The following is a 22,230-nucleotide window of genomic DNA, read 5'->3' as shown; positions in this document are numbered from 1 at the left end:
GTCAGGGGTACTCATGACATCTGCGAGACCACTCGAACCGCTGCTGCCGGATATGTTCGCTCCCGAGTGTCCCAGCAGCATCATGCCGATCCGCGTCGGCGACAAATGGTCGGCGGGAGTGCTCTTGTCCCTCGCCGACGGTCCGCGTCGCTTCTCCGAATTGCGCGTCCCGCTGCGTGCGACGCCGAAGGTGCTCACCGAAACGCTGCGCGCGATGGAGCGCGACGGCATGATCACCCGCACCGTCTATGCCGAGGAACACCTGCCCACCGTGCTCGCGGCACGAGCGGCCTACCAGGAAAAGGTGTCCTGACATGCCGCACGAGCCGTATCACTCGGTAACACCACGCATGGTGGTCGCCGACGTCGGCGTCGCTGTCGACTTTCTTCGCACAGTGTTCGACGCCGTCGGCGACGTAGTGCCCGGTCGTCCTGCCGAAGTTCGGATCGGCGATTCGCTGATCATGGTGTCGGAAGTCGGTGAGCGCGAGCAATTCCCGGCATTGCTTTACATCTACGTCGACGACGCGGACGTCACTTACCGTCGAGCCGTCGAAGCAGGCGCGGAGACGCTGGAGGATCCGCGCGACGAGCCCTACGGCGATCGACGCGCGATGGTGCGCGATCGGTTCGGCAACACCTACCAGATCGCGCACCGCATCACGTAGCGCTTCGCGCAGGTGAGCGTTTAGTTGGTCCCTACACCAACAAACCACTCACCTGTGCTTGCGCAACTCCTGCCGCGCGATCGCGCGCTTGTGCACCTCGTCCGGTCCGTCGGCAAGTCGCAGGGTTCGCATGTGCGCGTACGCCATTGCGAGCGGGAAGTCGTCGGTGACGCCGCCACCGCCGTGCACCTGAATGGCGCGATCGATGATCTTCAGGGCGATGGTCGGCGCGGCAACCTTGATCGCGGCGATCTCGGTTCGCGCCTCCTTGTTGCCGACCGTGTCCATCATCCACGCGGCCTTGAGCGTCAGCAGTCGCACCATCTCGATGTCGATGCGCGCCTCCGCAATCCAGTCCTGGATGTTGGCGTTCTCGGCGATCGGCTTACCGAACGTCACCCGGGTCATGGCGCGGGTACACATCAAGTCCAGTGCGCGCTCGGCCATTCCGATCGCCCGCATGCAATGGTGAATTCGACCCGGCCCCAGCCGCGCCTGGCTGATGGCAAAGCCTTCGCCCTCGCCTGCCAGCACGTCCTTGACGGGAACGCGCACGTCCTCGAACGTGATCTCCGCGTGGCCTTCTCGGTCCTGGTAGCCGAACACCGGGAGGCCGCGCACAACCGTGACGCCGGGCGCATCGATCGGTACCACCATCATCGACTGCTGCCGGTGCGTCGCGGCATCGAAGTCGGTCTTGCCCATCACGATGAGAACCGTGCAGTTCTTGTGCAACGCGTTGGACGCGAACCACTTTCGACCGTTGAGCACGTATTCGTCGCCATCACGGTCCATCCGGAGCTGCACGTTGGTGGCGTCGGAGCTGGCGACCTCGGGCTCGGTCATGGCGAATGCGGACCGAATTGTGCCGTCCAGCAACGGCTTCAGGTACTTCTCCTTGTGCTCATCGGTACCGAAGAGGGTGAACACCTCCATGTTGCCGGTATCGGGCGCGCTGCAGTTGCACGCCTCGGACGCCAGGTGGCTGCGACCCATGATCTCGGCGAGCGGCGCGTAGTCCGAGTTGCTCAGTCCGGGACCCCACTCGGCGTGCGGGTGGAACAGATTCCACAGGCCGCGCTTGCGGGCCTCGACCTTGAGTTCTTCCAGGATCGGCGGCTGAAAATGTGGATCGCCGGAGTCCCGCATTTGCTGCTCGTACACGGCTTCCGCCGGGTAGACGTGCTCGTCCATGAAGGCCAGCAAGTCTGCCTGATACTTCTTGCTGCGCTCGCTGTGCTCGAACTGCATGAAAGAACTCCTCGTAGAGAGAACAATGTGACCCGCGCCTCGCTCTAGCTATACTTGAATCCGGCGTCAACTTCAAGTATCGATGACTTAGGACGCCCACCATCGCCGAGATTCGAGAGGTCCGATGACCGAGACTGCACCACAACCCGCAAGCCCGACGACGATCGACGAGCTGAAAGCCCTGATCGACCAGGAACTCGGCCCGACCGACTGGCTCGAGGTCACCCAGGAACGCATCGACGCCTTCGCCGACGCCACCGGCGACCACCAGTGGATCCACGTCGACCCGGAGCGCGCCGCCAAGGGTCCCTTCGGCACGACCATTGCCCACGGCCTGCTCACACTGTCGTTGGGTCCGGCCTTCTCGGCCAAGCTGATCGGGTTCGGCAGCTTCGCCCATGCGCTGAACTACGGCTACAACAAGGTGCGTTTTCCCGCGCCCGTCCCGGTCGGATCCCGACTTCGCATGCGCGCCACCGTCAAATCGGTGACCGAGACGCCAAACGGCTACCAGGTGACCACCGCTCAGGTCCTCGAGCGTGAAGGCTCACCCAAGCCCGTGCTCGCCGCCGAGTCCGTCGCCGTTGTCGCAGAGGGCGCTTCCGCATGACCCGCAATCGTCAGGTCCGACTCGCAGCCCGCCCCGTCGGGCTTCCCGACGCATCCACCTGGAACTACGTCGACGCTGACGTACCGGAGCCCGCGGACGGCCAGGTGACCGTCAAGGTTGCCTACGTCTCGCTCGATCCGGCGATGCGCGGGTGGCTCAACGACGTCCGCAGCTACGTGCCACCGGTCCAGATCGACGCGGTCATGCGCGCGCACGCGGTGGGTCACGTGAGTGCATCCAACAGCCCCGACTTCGCGGTCGGCGACGCGGTTTCCGGCAACTTCGGCGCCACCGAATACGCCGTTGCCGACGCCAAAGACGTTGTGCGTGTCGATGAATCGATCGCGCCGCTCCCGACGTGGCTAGGCGCGCTCGGCTTCCCTGGCTTCACCGCCTACTTCGGGCTGCTCGATGTCGGCAAGCTGAAGGACGGCGACACGGTCGTCGTCTCCGGTGCCGCAGGCGCGGTGGGCAGCCTGGTCGGCCAGATCGCTAAACAGCACGGCTGCACCGTGATCGGGATCGCGGGCGGCGCGGAGAAGTGCGCGTGGCTCACCGACGAACTGGGCTTCGATGTCGCGATCGACTACAAGTCGGAGTCGGTCGCCAAGGCCCTGCGTCAGCACGCACCGAAGGGCATCGACGTCTACTTCGACAACGTCGGCGGCGAGATTCTCGACGCCGCCCTCGCCCGCCTCCGCCTCGGTGCACGAGTTGTGTTGTGCGGCGCCATCTCCGGATACAACGCCACCGAGCCGACGCCCGGACCGCAGAACTACCTTTCGCTGCTGATCAATCGCGCATCGATGGCAGGCTTCATCGTCTTCGACTTCGCAGGCCGCTACGGCGAGGCCGCAGCCAAGCTCGGCGAATGGGTTGCCGACGGCAAACTGGTCGCCCGAGAACAGGTCGCCACCGGCGGTATCGACAAGTTCGGCGACACCCTGCTGATGCTCTTCGAAGGTAAGAACACCGGCAAGCTGGTGCTGCAAGTCAGCTGAGCGGGAACCGCAACGCGTTGGCCCACAGGCGCGTTGCGGTGTAGACGACGTCGTCGATCGGTGTCGGTTCGTCGTCTCCGAAGCCAAGCACGAACATGGTGTAGCCGAGCCTGCTCACCATGCTGGACAACGCACGCGACGCGAGCAGCGGATCCAATTCGGGATCCGCTTGCCCGCGTTGCTGCAGATCTGCGATGGCGCGGGCATTGCGCTCGATGAACGCCGCGCCCCGCAGCCTGCGCAGTTCGCGGAAGTCGGGATCGATACTCGCGACCTGCTCGAGCAACCCCATCAGGCGCGCATTGCGTTGGTAGGCCTCGAAATACGCTCGGTTGCTGGCTTCGACCACGGCGTACGGATCGTCGGTGGGGGCGACGCGCCCCATCCCCGGATGCAGCATGTCCTCCTGCGCCACCTCGAGCACCGCGGCGAAGATCTCTTCCTTGCTGGCGAAGTAGGTGTAGAACGTCCCGGTGGAACAGCTGGCTTCCGCCGTGATGTCGACGAGGCGAGCATCGAGGTAGCCGTCGCGCTCGAATACCGTGCGTGCAGCGGTCACCAGGGCAGCTCGGGTGCGCGCGCCGCGCTCGGTGACGGGCGGGTCACGCAGGAGCGCGCTCTTCGCCATCGAAGGCGGTTGCCAGTCAGTCCCCATTGCCTACTTATACGTGAACCTGATCTCGAGTCCAAGTATCGGCGGTGCAAGATAGAGCCGTGACCACCATCGTCTTCTTCCACGCTCATCCCGACGACGAGAGTTCGCAGACCTCCGGCTCGATGGCGCGTGCCAGCTCGGAGGGCCACCGCGTCGTGGTGGTGTACGGCACCAACGGCGATCACGGCGAGGTACCCGACGACCTCGCACCGGGCGAAACACTGGTCGATCGTCGCCGAAAGGAAGCCGCGGCATCCGCGAAAGCGCTAGGCACCCATCGCATCGCGTGGCTGGACTACGTCGACTCCGGCATGACGGGGTGGGAGCAGAATTCGGATCCCGCATCGTTCCTCAACGCCGATCTCGACGAGGCCGCGGATCGACTGGTCGCGATTCTGGACGAGGAAGACGCCGACATCGTCACCGGCTACGACTGGCACGGCGGCTACGGCCATCCCGACCACATCAAGGTGCACCAGGTACTCCATCGCGCGGCGGAGAAGGCCAATCGTCGCCCGCGCGTGTTGGAGGCGACGATGAATCGCGATGCCATGCGCCGGATGATCAGCCTCGCACCGTTCGAGCAACGCGAAGAATTCGATCCCGACGGTCCCGCTGACGACGGCAACCCCATCGGGAGCTTGGAGTCCGAGATCACGTGGGAGGTGGACGTTTCCGCGTTCATCGAGCAACGCCGCGCGGCCATGCAGGCGCATGCGAGCCAGGTGACCGATATCGGCATGTTCATGGCGATGCCGCCCGAGGTGTTCACGGTGATGTTCGGCAGCGAGTACTACATCGAGCCCGGCCTGCCTCCCGGCATGCGGCGCGGCTGGTTTCTCGACGACTGATGACGACCCGAGCCCAGTTCATTCGCGAGGTGCGCTTCGGGAAGGGAGCCGACGCAGACGAATACCCCTTCGACCTACCGGTGGTGCGTCGCATCGTCGAAGGCGCAGGTTCCCTTCGGATTCCGCCGGGCGTGACGTTTCTGGTCGGCGAGAACGGTAGCGGCAAGTCGACGCTGATCGAGGCGATCGCCGTTGCTGCCGGATTGAATCCGGAGGGCGGCAGCCAGAACTATCGATTCGAGACCCGTTCCACCGAATCGCAACTCGGCGAACACCTTTCGCTCACCTGGGGCGTCACCAAGCCCCGTAGCCGGTTCTTCTTGCGCGCGGAGTCCTACTACAACGTCGCCACCGAAACCGAACGGCTCGGCCCCGAACAGGTGGCCACGCTCGGCGGGGTATCGGCACACGAACGCTCGCACGGCGAATCGTTCGTCGACCTGCTGAAACATCGGTTCTCGCCCAACGGTCTGTATCTACTCGACGAGCCGGAAGCCGCGCTGTCGCCGAACGGCTGCATGGCCGTCATCGCTCACCTCGCCCATCTCGCGAAGCGCGGTTGCCAGATACTCGTCGCCACACATTCGCCCATCCTGTTGGCGCTGCCAGGCGCAACGATCTACGAGATCCTCGAGGACGGCACCATCGATCTGGTGGTCTACGACGACGCCCTACCGGTTCGGCTGACCAGAGACTTTCTCGCCGATCCGGATCGCTACCTCCGGCACCTGATCGACTAGCCGAAAACTAATCCGCAACCAAAGGTTGCGCATCTCGGAATCTGCCGCTACCTTTATGAGCAACCAAACGTTGCACATCACGAAGGAGCGGACATGGAGTACGGAAAGATCGAACGCACGATGTACGTCGACGCCACACCCGACGTGGTCTTCGAGGTCGTCAGCAGCCCCGAACATCTCAAGGAGTGGTGGCCCGACGACGTGGCGGGCCTGGAATCCCCGGTTCCCGGCGCGTCCGGCGAACTGAAGTGGGGCGACTGCGATGCCGGCGGCCAGGCAGTCGCGATCACCGTCGTCGATGCGCAGCCACCGCGATTGTTCTCCTTCCGGTGGACACAGCCGATTGGCGAGACCGCTGCCGTCGGCAATTCGATGCTCGTCGTCTTCGAGCTCACTGCGACCGGCGAAGGTACAACGGTCCGGATGACCGAGACCGGATTCCGCGAAATGGGTTGGGAAGTAGCAGTTCTCGAAGAGCAGTACAACTCCCACGTCGAGGGCTGGGACCGGTTCCTGCCGCGCCTGGTCGAGTACGCGGGACAAGTGAGTGCACGGCGATGACCAGCCCGGTCGACGACGATCTGTGGTCCGCGATCGGCGACCCAACCCGACGTCGAATGGTCGATCTGCTCCTCGCCACCGGCGGCGGAACGGCGACAACCCTGAGCGAGCAGCTACCGGTCACCCGACAAGCCGTCGCAAAACATCTCGGAGTACTGGACCGTGTCGGTTTGGTTCACGTGACACCGGCCGGTAGGGAACGCCTCTACCGCGTCGACGACGACCAGCTCGCACGCGCCGTCGCACAGCTCAACGCTGTCGGAAACGCCTGGGACGGCAGGCTCCAACGCATCAAACGCATCGCAGAACAAATCCAGCAGAACAAGAAGAAGCGAGAAGGGAAATAGAATGGTAGACATCCTGCACCGGGTCGGCGTCATCTCCTCCGTCGACGAGGTATACACGGCACTCACCACCATCGACGGCCTTGCCGGTTGGTGGGCATCCAACACCGCGGGCAACGCCGACGAAGGCGGGGTCATCGAGTTCCGTTTCGGGCCAGGCGGATTCGATATGAAGGTGACCGAACTCGACCCGGGCAAAAAGGTGGTCTGGGAGGTCGTCGACGGCCCCGAGGAATGGATCGGGACCGAGATCTCTTGGGAGCTCAAGCAGAGCGACGATTTCGCGATCATTCTCTTCGCGCATCGCGGCTGGCGCGAGGAAGTCGAGTTCATGTACCACTGCAGCACGAAGTGGGCCACGTTCCTGATGAGCCTGAAGTCGCTGATCGAGACCGGTTCCGGCGCACCGGATCCGCGAGACGTCAAGATCAGCGACTGGCACTAGACCTGAACAGGTTGCAGTTCAGCCTCTTTCGCGAGTGGTTGTCGGATCAAGGCGGTGATCGCCAGTCCGGCAACCACTCCGATGATGCCTGCGACCAAGAAGGTCATCGACAATCCGTCGGCCGCGGCAGCCCTCGTCGCATCGGTGATCGGATACTGGTGCAGCTGCTGCCCGACATGTGCGGTGAACACCGCACCGAGGGCGGCGATTCCGATGGCGAAGCCGAGCTGGCGCGAGGTGTTGACGGCACCGGCAGCCATACCACCGCGACGCGGATCGACGGCACCCATCGCCGTCGACGACAGCATCGGGGTTGCCAGGCCCACACCGAGGCCGACCACGATCAGTCCGGCCATCAAAGCACCCCAACCCGAGGTATCGCCCAGCTGGAGCCACACGATCAGCTCACCGATACCCACCAGCAGCACGCCACCGCCGATCACCAGGTGCGGCGCCCGACCATGCACGACCCGCCCGGTCACGGCACTCACCACGAACGCGGCCACCGCAAGCGGTGAGCTGACCAAGCCGGCTTCGACGGGGCTGAGGCCTTGCACGTTCTGCAGCCAAATCGCAACGTAGGCAAGGTTCGCGAAGGCGGTGAGTGTGAGAATTCCACCGGCCAGCATCGACCCGACGAACGGGCGGTGCCGCAGCAACCGTAGGTCGAGCAGCGGCTGGGCGATGCGAAGTTCTATCGACACGAACGCAATCAGCGCGGCTGCCGCGACCACGAAGCTCGCGAGCACCGTCGACGATGTCCAGCCGTCTTCGGCACCGCGAATCAGACCGAAGGTCAGTGCGGAGGCACTGAGTGTGAAGCTCAGCATGCCTGCAACGTCGAGTCTCTGGTCCGCGCGACGATCACCCACGCTGATGTACCCGACCACCATGACGATCGCCAGCACGCTGATCGGCAGGTTGACGAAGAAGATCCAGCGCCACGAGAGATGCTCCACGAGAAGGCCGCCCGCGATCGGACCGATCGCCGCAGCCATACCGCTGACAGCACCCCAGACGCCGTACGCGGCGCCACGGTCTTTACCGGTGTAGGAGCTGTTGAGCAGAGCGAAGGTGGTGGCGAACATGATGGCGCCACCCAGACCCTGAACTCCGCGCGCGATCACCAACAGCGTTGCGGTGTCGGCCAATCCGCTGGCGGCCGATGCCATGGCGAACAGGCCGAGCCCGCCCAGGTAGGCGGTGCGATGACCGATCCGATCGGCCACGGTGCCCGCGGCAAGAACCAGAGCGGCGAGCGCAAGAGCGTAGACGTCGATGACCCACTGCAGCGTCGAGAACGGTGCTTTCAGGTCGTCGGCCATGGCTGGTAGGGCGACGTTGACGATCGTGACGTCGACCAGCAACATCAGTGTTCCGAGGCTGATGGCGATGAGGGGTGCCCATTTACGCACGTCAGACTCCTTTCGGTTTGCAGTGAGTTCCACTACGAGAATTTAGCGTCGAACAGAAATCTGCCAGCACTGGCTAGAATTCACCTAGAATCCGACAATGACCCGAACCGTGGGACCGTTATCCATCGACTTGGACCGTCTGGATCGTCAAATCCTCCATGCGTTGGTCGTCGATGGTCGTGCGCCGTTCAGCCGGGTCGCCGAGGTACTCGGCGTCAGCGAGCAGACTGCCGCCCGCCGATTCCGCCGACTGCGTGACATCGGGGCGATCAACGTCATCGGCGTCGGAACCGACCTGCAGACGATGCGCAACTGGATGGTCCGACTGAAATGCCGACTGGGGATGGCGACCGCCGTTGCCGACGCGCTCGCTGCCCGCCCGGACGTGTCGTGGGTGAATCTGATGGCGGGCGGCACCGAAGTGATGTGCGTCGTTCGAATTCCGGTCGATGATGCCGGTGAGGATGCACTGCTCGATCGGCTTCCCCGCACCCGTGAAGTGCTCGATCTCTCCGCCCAGGTGATGTTGTACAAATTCTGGAGCGAGGATCGCGCCGACTGGGACGACTTTCCCGATCCGCTCACGGCCGAGCAGACGACTGCGCTGCGTCCCCGGTTCACTGTGCCTGCCGATGCGACGACGTTGCGCGCGGACGATCGACCGTTGCTCGCTGCCCTCGTTGCCGACGGGCGCGCGACCGCGACGGTTATCGCGTCGCAGATCGGCTGGTCTCCAGCCCGTGTCACCCGCCGCATCGACGAGCTGAGGGCCAGCAGACTGCTACGCCTGGAGACCGAAATTCTGCCGGAGATCGTCGGCCTGCGCGGTAGAGCGATGATCTGGTTGACGATCCGTGCCGGCGCTGTCGACAAGGCCGGCCATGCGCTGGCGGACATACCGGAGGTGGGCTTCGCCGCCGCGATCAGCGGCCCGCAGAACATGATCTGCTCGGTGCTCTGCCGCGATCTCGAGTCGATCTATCACCTGGTGACCAGCGGCCCGATCAGCACACTTCCCGGCCTGGAGGCAGTCGAGGTGCAACCGAGCGGCCGTCGTTTCAAGCAGGAGCAGACCCGTGTGGTCGGTGAGCGCCTGCGGCGTTTGTGAACCCGATGTGCACACGTCAGGCGACGTAAACACCCAACGCGTCGAGCAGACCTGAGGTGCCGTCCTTGCGGTTCTGCCCGTCGGCCCAGAACTGGTCGAAGAAAACACCATGCTCGGTGTGCGTGAATCGAGTGCCCGCATCGACCGGTTCGAACTCCAAGGACGCCACCGACGTCGACATGTGAGAGCCGTCGAGCCACATGTCGTACGTCGTGACTATGCGGTTGTGTTCGACGATGTCGGTGTAGGTCGCTACGTACCGGGAGACCGGCCCGTCGTGAAACTTGCCCTCGGCGACGTCGCGCCCGCCGACGCGGAAGTCGAAGACCCACTCGCCGGCTTCGATGGCATCGCCAGCGCCCCACCAGGCAAGCTTCTGCTGCTCGTCGGCGAACGCATCCCAGACGCGCTCGACGGGAGCGGGGTAGTCGCGGGTCAGCGTGAACTCGGCGCGCGCAAGACGGCGTTCGAACGACATGTACTGGTCCTATCGCGTGAAGGTGACGTGGATGGTGCCGCTGTCGGCAACTTCTGTGGTCACTTTGTGGGTGGCGTCGAGGCTGGGCAGGTCGTCCCACAGTCGCGTTCCGCGGCCGAGCATGATCGGCGCGATCATCAGGTGCAACCGGTCGACAAGACCTGCCTGCAGGAATGCACGCGCCGTGCCCAGTCCACCCCCGACGCGCACGTCCAAGCCACCTGCCGCCTCGGTCGCCTCCGCGAGCACGTCTTCGATTGCGGCACTACGGAAGTGGAAGGTGGTGCCACCCGCCATCTCGATCGGCGGACGCGGCGCGGTGTGGGTGAGGACGTAGACCGGGGTGCCGAACGGCGGCTCGTCACCCCACCAGCCCTTCCAGTCCGGATCGTCGGGGAAGGCGTGCAGCCCGAACATCGTCGCGCCCATGATCTCGGCACCGATGCCCTCGGAGTGCGATGCAGCGTGAGCGTCGTCCAGACCGGTCGTGCCCGCACCGCTGGTATCGCCCAACACGTTCTTGCGGAACGTGCGGGTGGCGCCGAAGGCTGCGGTCAGGCGACCCCAATCCTCACCCATCGGGTTGTCGGGGGTTTGGTCGGTTGTCGAGCTGTAACCGTCGAGCGAGACGAACATGTCGAGTCGAACTTGGGTCATTTCAGGTTCCCTTCGGGATGGTGCGGGACAGGTGGATGCCGAGCCTGTCGGCTTGGCCTTCTGCGGGGGTGCGTTGCTCACCCAGCCACAGGTGCAGAACATCGAGGGCGCCTGGCCGCAGGCTCACAGTGCGCACCCGGCCGAGCTTGTATGACGTAACGATTCCCGCATCTTCGAGCACGCGTAGGTGCTGCAAGAACGACGGCAATGCCATCGAGAACGGTGCCGCCAACTCCGACACAACAGCTGGAGATTTCCCCAACCGCTCGACGACGGCTCGACGCGTCGGATCCGCGAGAGCGCGGAGCAGCGCGTCGAGTTCGACACGATAGGTAGGCACAGACCTAAGTATTGCGGAAGGGCGCTCGCGCGTCAAAGGCTGTCGGTTGGCGCGGCTAGAGTGCAGAGATTGCTCACGAAACAGTCGCTAACGCGCAGCGTCGCCTGATCACCGAAGTGCCGGTGAACTTGGCGCTGACACTCGGACCGCTGCAGCGCGGCCGGGGCGACCCCTGCCACCAGCGGACCTCGGACGGCGCACTCTGGCGGGCATCTCGCATGGACTCCGGCGCCGTCACCTACCGCCTTACACAGCACGGCAGGAACGAAATACATTCACGTGCTTGGGGTTCCGGCGCTGCGGAGTTCGCCGATCAGCTGCCGCGAATGCTCTGCCTCGATGAAGACTCGAGCGATTTTCGCCCTGACCACCCGAAGATCGCCGAAGCCCATCGCCGCTTTCCGGACTTGCGCATGCTCCGCACCGGTCGGGTGCTGGAATCGCTGATTCCCGCGATTCTCGAACAGAAGGTGCACGGCATCGCGGCGCGGCGATCGTGGCGCGAACTGGTCAGGCGCTACGGCGAACCCGCACCCGGGCCCGCACCGGCAGGCATGTACATACCGCCGACAGCGGACGCCTGGCGCCACATTCCGTCATGGGTGTTCCACCGCGCCAACGTCGATCCGCAACGATCCAAGACCATCGTCTTGGCCGCGCGCATGGCCGATCGGCTGGAAGAAGCTGTCGACATGACGCGCGAGCAAGCGCAACAACGTCTCCGCCTGGTTCCCGGAATCGGCGAGTGGACCGCCGCCGAAGTGGGGCAACGCGCACTCGGTGACTCCGACGCGCTGTCGGTCGGCGATTACCACCTCGCGGCAATCGTCGGCTGGACGCTGGCAGGGGAGCCGTTCGACGACGACGCGATGGTCGAGTACCTGGAACCGCTACGGCCGCACCGCTATCGAGCGATCAGGCTGCTCGAGGTGAGCGGTCAGGCCGTCAAACCCAAGTTCGGACCGCGAACGGCCGTGACCGATCACAGCAAGATTTAGGACCCGGCGGGGCTGATCTGCGCGTCGAGGTGGTGGATGACGCCGTCCGGAACGTCGAAGGTCTCGTTGACCGCAACCGTCACGACCTTGACGGGGCCGAGGCCGGCGTCGAGGAGCCAGCGGCCGGTCACCTTGTCGCCGTTCTGCGTGATCGTCAGATCGCGGTAGCCCTGGAAGGTCTTGTACACCGGGCTGTTGCGAATGTCGTCGGCGATCTGCGCACCCGTTGTCGCCGTGGTGGCACCGTTCTCGACGCGGACGGTGTCCGGCGCGAAACGAACCGCGTCTGCGTTGTGGCTGATCAAGGCCGCCACATACGCGCGGACCTGGGCGACACCCGGGCCGTCCGCCGGTGCCGGGTCTGCCGAAGCGACGGCGGGACTGGCGAGCAGAGCGGCGGCGGCCGCGGCAAGGAGTGTCAGGCTGAGTTTGCGCATTGGGCAACCCTAGCCCGACCTCCCCACACCCGTGGACTATCAGTCGCGCGGACCACCGGCTACATAGATGACCTGACCGGAGACGAAACCGGCGCCTTCACTGGCAAGGAACGACACGGTGTGCGCAATGTCTTCGGGATAGCCGACGCGGGCCACCGGGGTCTGAGCTGCGGCTGCGGCCTTGAAATCTTCGAACGGGACGCCGACGCGGGCGGCGGTGGCTTCGGTCATATCGGTCACGATGAAGCCAGGGCCGATGGCGTTGGCGGTGACGCCGAACTTGCCCAACTCGATCGCGAGAGTCTTGGTGAATCCCTGCAATCCCGCCTTGGCTGCCGAGTAGTTGGCCTGGCCGCGGTTGCCGAGCGCCGACACGCTGGACATGTTGACGATGCGACCCCACTTGGCCTCGACCATGTACTTCTGCGCCGTCTTGGTGAGCAGGAAGGCGCCGCGCAGGTGCACGTTCATCACGGCATCCCATTCGGCGACGGGCATCTTGAACAGCATGTTGTCCCGCGTGATGCCCGCGTTGTTGACGACGACCGTCGGGCCACCGAGGGCGTCGGCCAACTTGGCGATACCCGCCTCGACCGAGGCCTCGTCCGACACGTCGGCACCGATCGCGACAGCCTCGCCGCCTGCTGCCTTGATGGCGTCCACCGTTTCGGCACAAGCACTTTCGTCGAGGTCGAGCACGCCGACCTTGAAGCCGTCTGCGGCGAGCCGGGTTGCGATCGCTGCGCCGATGCCGCGTGCCGCACCGGATACGACGGCGACCCTGGCGTTGTCATTACTCACTTGGTTCTCCTCGATTGAATTCGTTGGGAGCTGATACCTGCTCGCGCGCTCTCGATGACCATAACGAGGGTCTCGATCGCTGGTGACCTACCCCGCCAATCTCGCGATTGCCCGCATCGGCAGCGGCAGCCACTGCGGTCGGTGGCGGGCCTCGTAGATGGCCTCGTAGACGGCCTTGTCGAGCTCGTAGGCCAGCAATACGGCGGCGTGATCGCGCGGATCGAACCCTGCGATGGATCCGTAACCATCGCAGAAGGCGCTGCAATTGCGCTCGGTCCACTCGGTAGCTCGAAACATCCGCTGCGAGGTGTTGCTCGGTCCCGCGTCGCCCAACGCGTGATGACCGGCGTAGTCGAAGGATCGCAGCATGCCCGCAACATCGCGGAGCGGACTGTCCGGCTGTTGCCGTTCGGCAATCGACTTCACCGGCTCACCTTCGAAGTCGATCAGCAACCAGCGCTCCGGTGTCCGCAACACCTGACCCAGATGCAGGTCGCCGTGAATTCGTTGCACGGGAGTAGGTCCCGCGTCCGTGGCGGCTTCGAAGAGGGCCCGAGCACCGTCTCGATAGGCGGCAAGTTCCGGGATCGCCGCGACCGCAAGGTCGAGCCGCTCGAGCATGCCCGCAACGGCACCCGAACCCATCGGTCGGAGCGAGGCACCCGGTAGCCGCGCGAGGTCCGCATGCACCTTCGCCACCGCAATCCCGAGGCGTTCGGACTCGCCCGCGAAGTCGGTGCCCAGTTCGTCGGCATGTAAGTCGGCTTCGGCGAACAGATCTCGAACGCTGGTCAGCGCCATGCTCCAGCCGTCGGCCGAGTTCGCGGCGTAGTCCTGCAACATCGCCACCGTGGTCTGGCTGCCTTCGACCACCGCATCGATCCACCCGCGCAGCGGTGCGACGAACTCGCATCCCACCTCACCCAACGCGCGATGAAGCTCGACATCCGGGTTGATACCTGGCTCGATTCGCCGAAAGACCTTGAGCAGCAGGCTCTCCCCCAACACCACAGACGTGTTGGACTGCTCTGCTTCCAGCACGCGGGCGTGCAGGCCCGGTTCGACGACGTAATCTGCGGTCAGGTCGAACTGCAGCGCGCCTGCGGACGCGGTACCCGCGAAACCTTTGGTGTAGCAGGCGATCACATCGGGATCGCGTAGACCGTCGTAGGCGGGCAACGTCGGCGTCGGCGCTTCGGGCAACGCCCACGCGAGCAGGTGGTCGGGCAGGCCGGGCCGGTATCCGAGCGGCACCTGATACAGCTGGGTATCCGTTGCTGCGGAATCGACGGCGATCACGACATGCTCGACGATCAACGCATCGTCCGCGGACAGCGTCTCGCGCAGCAGAATCCGCACGCCGTCGACGGCGGAGTTCTTCGCCGCGTACCACCGCCTGCTCGGCAGCCACTGCACCAACTGCTGGGCCAATACGTCATCGGGTGACACGGGGAGTGTCATGGTTGCACCGCCGCTTCGGCCTCGCTGCTGACCGGATGCACCGTCGGGGTACCGTCGGCCGTCGGATCGGGTTGCAGCGCAAACCAATAGAACCCGTGGCCCGGCAGCGTGATCATATATCCGTCGTCGCCGATCTTGGGGAACGGCACGGACCCCGTGAGCTCCACCGGAATCCGGCCCTCGAACACTGCGAGATCGAGGATGACGGCCTGTGGAAAACGCGAGAGATTGTTGACGCACAGAATGACGTCGCTGTATCTACGCTCCGCACTCGACGGCGCCAGCTCACGCAGGTAGGACAGAACGGCCGGGTTGCTGCTGCCCAATTCGGTGAACGTGCCGAGCCCGAACGCCGGATGTTGCTTGCGTACCTGGATCATTCGTCGCGTCCAGTGCAGCAGAGTATTGGTGGAATTCATCTGCGCTTCCACATTCACCGACTGGTACCCGTACGTCGGATCCATGATGACCGGCAGGTACATCCGTCCCGGATCGGCGCGGGAGAAGCCCGCGTTGCGGTCCGGCGTCCACTGCATCGGCGTGCGGACCGAATCGCGGTCACCGAGCCAGATGTTGTCGCCCATCCCGATCTCGTCACCGTAGTAGAGCATCGGTGACCCGGGCAGGCTCAGCAGCAGAGCGGTGAAGAGCTCCAGTTGATTTCGATCGTTCTCCAACAGTGGTGCCAGCCTGCGCCGAATCCCGATGTTCGCCTTCATCCGAGGGTCGCGGGCGTATTCGGCATACATGTAGTCGCGCTCGTCGTCGGTGACCATCTCGAGCGTGAGTTCGTCATGGTTGCGCAGGAAGATGCCCCACTGCGCCGAGCTGGGGATCGCCGGAGTCTGCGCCAAGATCTCCGATATCGGGATGCGATTCTGGCGGCGCACCGCCATGAAAATCCTTGGCATCAAAGGGAAGTGGAATGCCATGTGGCACTCGTCGCCATGTTCGGGCTCGCCGAAGTACTCGACCACGTCGGCCGGCCATTGGTTGGCTTCGGCAAGCAGCACGCGGCCCGGATACTCGGCCTCGACCACGCCGCGACACTTCTTCAGGAACGCGTGCGTCTCCGGCAGGTTCTCGCAGTTGGTGCCGTCGCGTTCGAACAGGTACGGCACCGCGTCGAGGCGAAATCCGTCGATGCCCAGATCCAGCCAGAAGCGCAGCACGTCGATCATCGCGTCCTGCACGGCCGGGTTGTCGTAGTTCAGGTCCGGCTGGTGGCTGAAGAAGCGATGCCAGTAGTACTGACGCCGCACCGGATCCCACGTCCAGTTCGATATCTCGGTGTCCACGAAGATGATTCGCGCATCGGGGTACCGGTCGTCGGTGTCGGACCAGACGTAGAAGTCGCCGTAGGGCCCGTCCGGGTCGGAGCGCGACTCCTGGAACCACGCGTGCTCGTCCGAGGTGTGGTTCATGACCAGATCGGTGATGATCCTGATACCGCGTCGGTGCGCCTGCTCCAACAGTTCCACGAAATCTTCGACGGTGCCGAACTCGGGGAGCACCACACGGAAATCGCGGATGTCGTAGCCGCCGTCACGCAACGGCGAGTCGCAGAACGGCGGCAGCCACAGGCAGTCGACCCCCAACCACGACAGGTAATCGAGCTTGTCGGTGAGGCCGCGCAAATCTCCGGTGCCGTCGTTGGACGAATCGGAGAATGCGCGAACCAGCACCTCGTAGAACACGGCCGTCTTGAACCACTGATGGTCCACCTGAAGCGGTTTCGCGTGCGCGAAGTCCGCAGCCTGCGACTCGACCAGATGACCGTCATCCGTGTGTTCGTGCCCGCTCGGCGAGGACTGTTCGGCCCCGCTTCGCGGCTCTACCTGACTTCGTGACGAATCTTCCAGGGGCATGCGCACCTCGGCAGTCGGGTCGATGGTCTGTCGTTTCGACCCTAGCGCGATCGGCGAATACCGCTAGTGCACAACGATCAATGCACGGTGATCAATGCACGGTGATCAATGCACGACGATCGGCGGAGCCGCCACGTCCGACCCGTCCGGCGCAACCGCCTTGGTGCGCGGCAGGAAGTACGCCGGGATAAGTGTCAGGATGATCAGCACCAACGCCACCATGAACGTGTGGCCGTACGCCTGGCCCGCCTGCTCGAACCCCGTTTGGAGCGCGCCCGGCGGAAGCTTGCCCGCGATCGACGGATCGCTCAGCGACCCGATCGCGGGACCTGCGAGCTCACGCCCCTTGATCATGTTGGTCAGCACGACCGACATGGTCGCGGTACCGATGGAGCCCGCGATCTGCTGCATGATGTTCATCAGCGTCGATCCACGAGCCACCTCGCTGTGTGTCAGCGTCTGCAAGGCGGCGGTCATGATCGGCATCATCGTGGCACCCATGCCGAGGCCCATCACGAACAGCGAGCCGAGCAACAGCACGTACGACGTGTCCGCGCCGACCTGTGTGAACGCCGCCATGCCGATACCGATGAGCACGATGCCGACGAGCACCACCTTGCCGGGGCCGATCTTGTCGACCAACTTGCCCGCAACAGGCATGGTCAACATCGCACCGATGCCCTGTGGCGCCAGCAGCAGACCGGCGTGCAGCGTGGTTTCGCCGCGCACCTGCAGGAAGTAGCTCGGGAAGAGCAGTCCGGCACCGAAGAACGCGATCGCGAACAGCGTCGACGTGACCACCGCGATGGTCAGCGCCCGGTTTCGGAACAGGTGCAGATCGATCAACGGATGCGTAGCGCGCAGTGCGTGGAAGATGAAGGCGACGACGAGGGCGAGTCCGATCGCCGCCGAAATCAGCACGCGCGCCGAGGCGATGGTGCCCATCTCGGGAATGGACGACACACCGAACAGGAACAATGCGAGACCGGGCGACAGCAACAGCATCCCGAGGAAGTCGAACGACTCGGACGGCGACGGCTTGTCGGACGGCAGCAGGATGAACGCCGCTGCCAGTGCGATGGCGCCGATCGGGACGTTGATCAGGAATATCCAGTGCCAGCTCGCGGCCTCGATCAGCCAGCCGCCGAGGATCGGGCCGCTGATCGGGCCGAGCAACATCGGAACGCCGAGAACGGCCATCACTCGACCGACCCGGTGTGGGCCCGCCGCGTGCGTGATGATCGTCATGCCGAGCGGCATCAGCATGCCGCCACCCAAGCCCTGGATCACGCGGAATGCGATCAGCGACTGGATGTCCCAGGCGAAGCTGCACAACACCGAGCCGAGCACGAACAGCACGAGCGCAAGAATGTAGAGACGTTTGGTGCCGAACCGATCGGCCGCCCAGCCCGTCAGCGGAATCACCGTCGCCAGGGCGAGCGTGTAGCCGGTCATCGTCCAGGCGGCGATGGCATAAGTGGTGTGGAAAACGTCGATGAACGTCGGAAGAGCGACGCTCACGACCGTCATGTCGAGGATCGACATGATCGCGCCGAGCACAACGACGCCGGCGATCTTGAAGACTGCCGCGTCGAGCTTGTCGTCGTCGGGGGCGATCTCTGCTTGGTCGCCCGTATGCGGAGGTGTAGTCACCGGTTAAGAATTGCAGACCGCTGGGTACTTGCCAACTACTTTCTCCGGTCTTTCACACGAGCGGGCGGTTGGATTTCAGTCGCTTCCGCATATCCCACAAGAATGCATTGCCGGGGAACATCCGGATCGGACGTGGCAGCACCCGGTTGACCAGCGCGACCGCGCGCAACGCCGCGTCGAAACGACGCTGCTGCTGCGGTGACCACTCGTAACGCATCTGCTCACGGAATTCCTCGGGCAGAAACCCGATGGTGAAGAACCGATTGATCCGACCGCCCACCACCCGCAATGGCCACGGCAGAAAGGCCTGGCGAGTCAGGCCGTCGAGGTAGGTGCGCACCGGTTCGTCGATCAAGATCCGATCCAGCGACTCCTTCCAGTACCGCTCGAATTCCGCGCGGTCGGCGGGCCACCGGTCCTGCGGCACCTGCAGCGTGGTGCCGAGCCGCGCCGCATCCTGGTAGATCTCGTCGTCGGCGGTCACGTCGGCGTTCGGATACAGAAAGCGCCCCACATCCATCACGCCGCGATACAGACAAGCCGCAACCCACAGTTGGAGATCGACGTCGAACGCGTTGTAGGCGACCGGACTGTCGGCGCCCGACTTCACCGCGCGATGTTGCCCGTTGACGGCCCTGCGAAAGGCTGCGCGTTCCTCGTCGGTCCCGGCGGTCGCGACGGCGAGGTAAGTGACCGTGGTGCGCAATCGTTTCCACGGATGGCGCATCACCTGACCGCTTTCGACCGTGCTCTCGACAACGCCGTAGCCGACTCCGGGGCGCGCCAACTGCATGATGACGTTCGCATTGGCCGCGAGCAGTCCTGCCCCCGCCGTCAGGTCCACGATGGTCACCTGTTTCGCCATCGGCAATTCCTTCGTTCGTCTTATCTGATCACATATGTTCTCAGATAGTGGTCTTGCCCGCAAGAGCATGCCAAAATGGCGAGGTGGCAACCCAAACCGCTCGTTCGTACGGAGGCCGAGACGCCGCCGAGCGAGCGAGTGAACGGCGCCGGATACTGATGGACGCCGGCCTCGATCTACTCACGGACCCAACCGCGACGGTCGCGGTTCGCAGTGTCTGCCGTCGAGCCGGATTGGTGGCGCGTTATTTCTACGAGAACTTCACCGATCGCGACGCGTTGGTCGATGCCGTCTTCGACTCGATGGTCGAACGCATCGCCACCTCGACCCTCGTCGCCGTTGCCTCGGCCGGACCCGTTCCCGCGCAACAGATTCGCGCCGGGATCGCGAACATCGTCGACGTCGTCGGGGACGATCGCCGCCTCGGCGCGCTGCTGTTTGCAACAGATCTCGCCGAATCTCGGCTCGCCGAGCGACGCCTCCAGTCGTCGACCTTGTTCGCCGGACTCCTTGCCGAGCGTGCGCGCGCGAACGTGTCGGCGAAGACAGTGTCGAAAGAACTCGAGCTGACAGCCACGTTCGTCGTAGGCGGATTCGCGCAGGTGCTGGCGGCGTGGATCGCGGGTGGGATGAGCGTTCCGCGAACGGAATTGGTCGATCACTGCGCTGGATTGTTCCTCCGATTGGCGCCCGACACAGCGTAGGCTGCCCGCGACACTGCACCGTAGGCTGCAGGGATGACACAGCAGGGCCATCAACCCGTCGGCGCAGCAGCACAACCACGCACCTCGCCCGATCCGGTGGTTCTGGGTCGCGAACCCGACGACGCGGAGCGCGCACGTACGCTCGCTGCCGGCCGGGTCAATGCCACTTTGGCCACGCTCGCCCGCGAACCTGCCGGAACACCGTTCGCCTCCGTGGCACCGTTCGGCATCGACGAGGAGGGACGGCCGGTGCTGTGCATCTCCGAGATGGCCGAGCACACCCAGAACCTGCGTCAGGACCTCCGCTGCTCGCTGCTGATCAGCGAGGTCGTCGACGACGGCGCAGACCCGCTCGCGGCCGGACGCGTCACCCTGCTGGGGACCGCGGCCGTCGTGAGCGATACCGAACGTGACGCCGCAAGGGTGATTCATCTAGCAGGCAATCCGCATGCGTCGTATTACATCGATTTCGGCGATTTCCATTTGTGGCGGATGAATGTGGAATCTATTCGATTTGTCGGCGGCTACGGCCGGATGTCGTGGGTGAGTGCCGACGCATGGCGCACTGCCCGACCGGACCCGATCACCAACGACTCCGCGGGGGCGATCGACCACCTCAACGCCGACCACGCGGATTCTCTGCTGCTGATCGCGCAGGTGACAGGCGGTCGGACCGATGCGACCAGCGCGACGGCGCTGGGGCTCGACAGGTACGGCCTGGATCTACTCGCTCGCGGCGATCGCGGCGCCGGACGGGTGCGGGTGCCCTGGCCGAGCGAATGCAACAACGGCTCGGAAATTCGGGCAGCATCGGTCGCGCTCGTCGCGGCCGCCCGCGCGGCCGCCCAGTAGTTCAGTAGCGAAGTAGAGCTCGAAATATTCTCTGGCCGATCCATCACATTGGGGATATAACGGAAGACGGATAGCGAGAAATAAGTTCGATTGCCATTCAAACCATCTCGCCCGTCTGGTACAAATGTTTCAACACCCCCAATAGATGGGTAAATGTCACCATGGATCGCGCACTGAAAGATCGCGAGCCCAGGTTCAAATTCTCCCTCCTGGGCACGGACTGGGTCGAATGGTTGATCATTGCGCTACTTTGCGCGTTCGCCGCATTCGGTGTGTCCCTGCTGTCAGGATCGGTGCTCCCCGGCGTCGTAGCCGGTGGCATCCTGTTGTGCGCATGCAGCGTTGTAGTTGCCCTGCTGTAGCCACGTCCATCACGTTTACCAACTGCCCATATAAATATGAGCTCTACTTGCTCGGCTCGGGTAGGTCGCAATCGGAAACTTTTGGATTCAGGCCCAGATAATTCAACGGGCCCGCAACTATGGTCAATGCAATAGTTCCTAAACCGGCGCAATTCTTGTCGCCGCTGTGAAAATAGTCGCGCTGTCCGGCGGCAACCGCGCCGACGATCAACCACACCAGAAGTATCAACGTTCCCAATCGCATAGCGACCTCCAATTGTTCGAACCGGGGTACCCGACTGGAGGCAGCGCTAAACGCAAACCATCGTGCTGTTTCGAGGCGAATATCGATAGTTCGTTTCGCCGCCGACTGCTAGCTCATCGTCTGAAGAGCTTGTTACCCAACCAGACGATGGGGTCGTACTTTCTGTCCGCCACTCGCTCTTTCATGGGGATCAATGCGTTGTCGGTGATTTTGATGTGCTCGGGGCACACCTCGGTGCAGCACTTGGTGATGTTGCACAGGCCAAGACCGTGCTCCTCCTGCGCCTGATCGCGGCGATCGGCGACGTCGAGAGGGTGCATCTCCAGCTCCGCGATGCGCATCAGGTACCGCGGACCCGCAAAGGCCTCTTTGTTGTCCTCGTGATCGCGCACCACATGGCAGGTGTTGTTGCAGAGGAAGCATTCGATGCACTTGCGGAACTCCTGCGAGCGCTCCACGTCGATCTGCTGCATCCGGTAGTCGCCCGGCTTCAGATCTGCTGGGGGCGTGAACGACGGGATCTCGCGCGCCTTCTGATAATTGAACGACACGTCGGTCACCAGGTCGCGGATCACCGGGAACGTGCGCATCGGGGTGACGGTGATGACTTCGGCCTCGGTGAAGGTGGACATTCGGGTCATACAGAGCAGGCGGGGGCGTCCGTTCACCTCGGCCGAACACGAACCGCACTTGCCCGCCTTGCAGTTCCAGCGCACCGCGAGGTCCGGGGTCTGGGTTGCCTGCAATCGATGGATGATGTCGAGGACCACCTCGCCCTCGTTCACCGCGACCATGTAGTCCTGCAGATCGCCACCGTCGATGTCGCCGCGCCACACTCTGAACTTCGCGTCGTAGGTCATG

General features: G+C 64.1%; 28 protein-coding genes. 14 read left to right on the top strand and 14 right to left on the bottom strand.

Translation table 11 applies throughout. The features are described 5' to 3' along the window. Positions 1-13 precede the first annotated feature (13 nt). Together FOY51_RS17945 and FOY51_RS17940 are read left to right on the top strand one after the other, a co-directional pair. The gene (locus FOY51_RS17945) at positions 14-313 is read left to right on the top strand and encodes a winged helix-turn-helix transcriptional regulator (protein WP_187776379.1); all 300 of its coding nucleotides are present in this window, start codon (positions 14-16) and stop codon (positions 311-313) included. A gap of 1 nt (position 314) precedes the next feature. Next, positions 315-668: a VOC family protein gene (locus tag FOY51_RS17940; RefSeq protein ID WP_235916455.1), complete on the top strand. Its 354-nt coding sequence runs from the start codon at positions 315-317 to the stop codon at positions 666-668. 48 nt (positions 669-716) lie between these two features. Here FOY51_RS17940 and FOY51_RS17935 read toward each other — a convergent pair whose 3' ends face one another. Then, complete coding sequence (locus FOY51_RS17935) at positions 717-1,919, bottom strand: acyl-CoA dehydrogenase family protein (RefSeq protein ID WP_149431626.1); 1,203 nt, start codon at positions 1,917-1,919, stop codon at positions 717-719. A gap of 124 nt (positions 1,920-2,043) precedes the next feature. Here FOY51_RS17935 and FOY51_RS17930 point away from each other — a divergent pair, with 124 nt between their 5' ends. Beyond that, positions 2,044-2,529, top strand: a complete 486-nt coding sequence (locus FOY51_RS17930; protein WP_149431625.1) for a MaoC family dehydratase — start codon at positions 2,044-2,046, stop codon at positions 2,527-2,529. Beyond that, on the top strand, positions 2,526-3,530 hold the full coding sequence (locus FOY51_RS17925) for an NADP-dependent oxidoreductase (RefSeq protein WP_149431624.1): 1,005 nt from the start codon (positions 2,526-2,528) through the stop codon (positions 3,528-3,530). Before FOY51_RS17930 ends, FOY51_RS17925 begins: the two co-directional genes overlap by 4 nt. Here the strand turns inward: FOY51_RS17925 and FOY51_RS17920 are convergent. Then, positions 3,523-4,185, bottom strand: a complete 663-nt coding sequence (locus tag FOY51_RS17920; protein WP_235916453.1) for a TetR/AcrR family transcriptional regulator — start codon at positions 4,183-4,185, stop codon at positions 3,523-3,525. The genes FOY51_RS17925 and FOY51_RS17920 overlap by 8 nt on opposite strands. A gap of 59 nt (positions 4,186-4,244) precedes the next feature. Here FOY51_RS17920 and FOY51_RS17915 point away from each other — a divergent pair, with 59 nt between their 5' ends. The 5 genes from FOY51_RS17915 (at position 4,245) to FOY51_RS17895 (ending at position 7,126) form a co-directional block, all read left to right on the top strand. After that, on the top strand, positions 4,245-5,036 hold the full coding sequence (locus FOY51_RS17915) for a PIG-L family deacetylase (RefSeq protein ID WP_149431623.1): 792 nt from the start codon (positions 4,245-4,247) through the stop codon (positions 5,034-5,036). Next, positions 5,036-5,776: an AAA family ATPase gene (locus FOY51_RS17910; RefSeq protein WP_149431622.1), complete on the top strand. Its 741-nt coding sequence runs from the start codon at positions 5,036-5,038 to the stop codon at positions 5,774-5,776. Before FOY51_RS17915 ends, FOY51_RS17910 begins: the two co-directional genes overlap by 1 nt. A gap of 93 nt (positions 5,777-5,869) precedes the next feature. Beyond that, positions 5,870-6,337, top strand: a complete 468-nt coding sequence (locus tag FOY51_RS17905) for an SRPBCC domain-containing protein (RefSeq protein ID WP_149431621.1) — start codon at positions 5,870-5,872, stop codon at positions 6,335-6,337. Then, positions 6,334-6,684 carry an ArsR/SmtB family transcription factor gene (locus tag FOY51_RS17900; protein WP_149431620.1) on the top strand — a complete coding sequence of 117 codons (351 nt, stop codon included), beginning with the start codon at positions 6,334-6,336 and terminating at the stop codon, positions 6,682-6,684. Before FOY51_RS17905 ends, FOY51_RS17900 begins: the two co-directional genes overlap by 4 nt. 1 nt (position 6,685) lies before the next feature. After that, positions 6,686-7,126, top strand: a complete 441-nt coding sequence (locus FOY51_RS17895) for an SRPBCC family protein (RefSeq protein ID WP_149431619.1) — start codon at positions 6,686-6,688, stop codon at positions 7,124-7,126. Here the strand turns inward: FOY51_RS17895 and FOY51_RS17890 are convergent. Then, on the bottom strand, positions 7,123-8,541 hold the full coding sequence (locus tag FOY51_RS17890) for an MFS transporter (protein ID WP_149431618.1): 1,419 nt from the start codon (positions 8,539-8,541) through the stop codon (positions 7,123-7,125). The genes FOY51_RS17895 and FOY51_RS17890 overlap by 4 nt on opposite strands. A gap of 97 nt (positions 8,542-8,638) precedes the next feature. Here FOY51_RS17890 and FOY51_RS17885 point away from each other — a divergent pair, with 97 nt between their 5' ends. Beyond that, positions 8,639-9,649: an Lrp/AsnC family transcriptional regulator gene (locus FOY51_RS17885; RefSeq protein ID WP_149431617.1), complete on the top strand. Its 1,011-nt coding sequence runs from the start codon at positions 8,639-8,641 to the stop codon at positions 9,647-9,649. A gap of 16 nt (positions 9,650-9,665) precedes the next feature. Here the strand turns inward: FOY51_RS17885 and FOY51_RS17880 are convergent, their stop codons facing one another. Genes FOY51_RS17880 through FOY51_RS17870 form a run of 3 tightly spaced genes read right to left on the bottom strand, consistent with a single transcriptional unit; the run spans position 9,666 to position 11,124 of the window. After that, positions 9,666-10,127 carry an SRPBCC domain-containing protein gene (locus FOY51_RS17880; protein ID WP_149431616.1) on the bottom strand — a complete coding sequence of 154 codons (462 nt, stop codon included), beginning with the start codon at positions 10,125-10,127 and terminating at the stop codon, positions 9,666-9,668. Positions 10,128-10,136: 9 nt separating this feature from the next. Beyond that, positions 10,137-10,784 carry a dihydrofolate reductase family protein gene (locus FOY51_RS17875; RefSeq protein ID WP_149431615.1) on the bottom strand — a complete coding sequence of 216 codons (648 nt, stop codon included), beginning with the start codon at positions 10,782-10,784 and terminating at the stop codon, positions 10,137-10,139. A gap of 1 nt (position 10,785) precedes the next feature. Further along, positions 10,786-11,124, bottom strand: a complete 339-nt coding sequence (locus FOY51_RS17870) for an ArsR/SmtB family transcription factor (protein ID WP_149431614.1) — start codon at positions 11,122-11,124, stop codon at positions 10,786-10,788. Positions 11,125-11,240: 116 nt separating this feature from the next. On the opposite strand from FOY51_RS17870, the gene FOY51_RS17865 reads away from it, so the two are divergent. Then, positions 11,241-12,122 (top strand): DNA-3-methyladenine glycosylase family protein, encoded by an 882-nt coding sequence (locus FOY51_RS17865; protein ID WP_371830459.1) that lies wholly within the window; start codon positions 11,241-11,243, stop codon positions 12,120-12,122. Here the strand turns inward: FOY51_RS17865 and FOY51_RS17860 are convergent. The 6 genes from FOY51_RS17860 to FOY51_RS17835 all read right to left on the bottom strand — a co-directional run bounded on the left by FOY51_RS17860 (position 12,119) and on the right by FOY51_RS17835 (position 19,207). After that, positions 12,119-12,559 (bottom strand): nuclear transport factor 2 family protein, encoded by a 441-nt coding sequence (locus tag FOY51_RS17860; RefSeq protein ID WP_149431612.1) that lies wholly within the window; start codon positions 12,557-12,559, stop codon positions 12,119-12,121. The two genes, FOY51_RS17865 and FOY51_RS17860, sit on opposite strands and share 4 nt — an antisense overlap. A gap of 39 nt (positions 12,560-12,598) precedes the next feature. Continuing rightward, positions 12,599-13,360, bottom strand: a complete 762-nt coding sequence (fabG, locus tag FOY51_RS17855; protein ID WP_149431611.1) for a 3-oxoacyl-ACP reductase FabG — start codon at positions 13,358-13,360, stop codon at positions 12,599-12,601. An 87-nt stretch (positions 13,361-13,447) separates the two neighbouring features. Then, positions 13,448-14,821, bottom strand: coding sequence for a maltokinase N-terminal cap-like domain-containing protein (locus tag FOY51_RS17850; RefSeq protein WP_149431610.1), 1,374 nt, complete (start codon positions 14,819-14,821; stop codon positions 13,448-13,450). Then, a complete protein-coding gene (gene treS, locus FOY51_RS17845; protein ID WP_149431609.1) occupies positions 14,818-16,689 on the bottom strand; it encodes a maltose alpha-D-glucosyltransferase in 1,872 nt (623 codons plus the stop codon). The genes FOY51_RS17850 and treS overlap by 4 nt, the downstream gene beginning before the upstream one ends. Before the next feature lie 105 nt (positions 16,690-16,794). After that, positions 16,795-18,342, bottom strand: a complete 1,548-nt coding sequence (locus FOY51_RS17840; RefSeq protein ID WP_235916451.1) for a DHA2 family efflux MFS transporter permease subunit — start codon at positions 18,340-18,342, stop codon at positions 16,795-16,797. Positions 18,343-18,394: 52 nt separating this feature from the next. Next, the gene (locus FOY51_RS17835; RefSeq protein WP_149431608.1) at positions 18,395-19,207 is read right to left on the bottom strand and encodes an oxygenase MpaB family protein; all 813 of its coding nucleotides are present in this window, start codon (positions 19,205-19,207) and stop codon (positions 18,395-18,397) included. A gap of 83 nt (positions 19,208-19,290) precedes the next feature. Between FOY51_RS17835 and FOY51_RS17830 the strand changes: the two genes are divergently transcribed. The 3 genes from FOY51_RS17830 (at position 19,291) to FOY51_RS17820 (ending at position 21,125) form a co-directional block, all read left to right on the top strand. Then, positions 19,291-19,911, top strand: coding sequence for a TetR/AcrR family transcriptional regulator (locus tag FOY51_RS17830; RefSeq protein ID WP_149431607.1), 621 nt, complete (start codon positions 19,291-19,293; stop codon positions 19,909-19,911). Between the two features lie 33 nt (positions 19,912-19,944). Then, a complete protein-coding gene (locus FOY51_RS17825) occupies positions 19,945-20,763 on the top strand; it encodes a HugZ family pyridoxamine 5'-phosphate oxidase (RefSeq protein ID WP_149431606.1) in 819 nt (272 codons plus the stop codon). A 161-nt stretch (positions 20,764-20,924) separates the two neighbouring features. After that, positions 20,925-21,125, top strand: coding sequence for a hypothetical protein (locus FOY51_RS17820; protein ID WP_149431605.1), 201 nt, complete (start codon positions 20,925-20,927; stop codon positions 21,123-21,125). Positions 21,126-21,168: 43 nt separating this feature from the next. Here the strand turns inward: FOY51_RS17820 and FOY51_RS17815 are convergent, their stop codons facing one another. Together FOY51_RS17815 and FOY51_RS17810 are read right to left on the bottom strand one after the other, a co-directional pair. Next, positions 21,169-21,369: a hypothetical protein gene (locus FOY51_RS17815; RefSeq protein WP_149431604.1), complete on the bottom strand. Its 201-nt coding sequence runs from the start codon at positions 21,367-21,369 to the stop codon at positions 21,169-21,171. Positions 21,370-21,482: 113 nt separating this feature from the next. Then, positions 21,483-22,229, bottom strand: coding sequence for a succinate dehydrogenase/fumarate reductase iron-sulfur subunit (locus FOY51_RS17810; RefSeq protein ID WP_149431603.1), 747 nt, complete (start codon positions 22,227-22,229; stop codon positions 21,483-21,485). Between the last annotated feature and the right edge of the window lies 1 nt (position 22,230).

This window comes from Antrihabitans cavernicola, from assembly GCF_008297975.1.
Classification (GTDB): Bacteria; Actinomycetota; Actinomycetes; order Mycobacteriales; family Mycobacteriaceae; genus Antrihabitans; species Antrihabitans cavernicola.
Note: the sequence above shows the minus strand (reverse complement) of the source record. Positions and strands in the feature narration are given on the sequence as shown.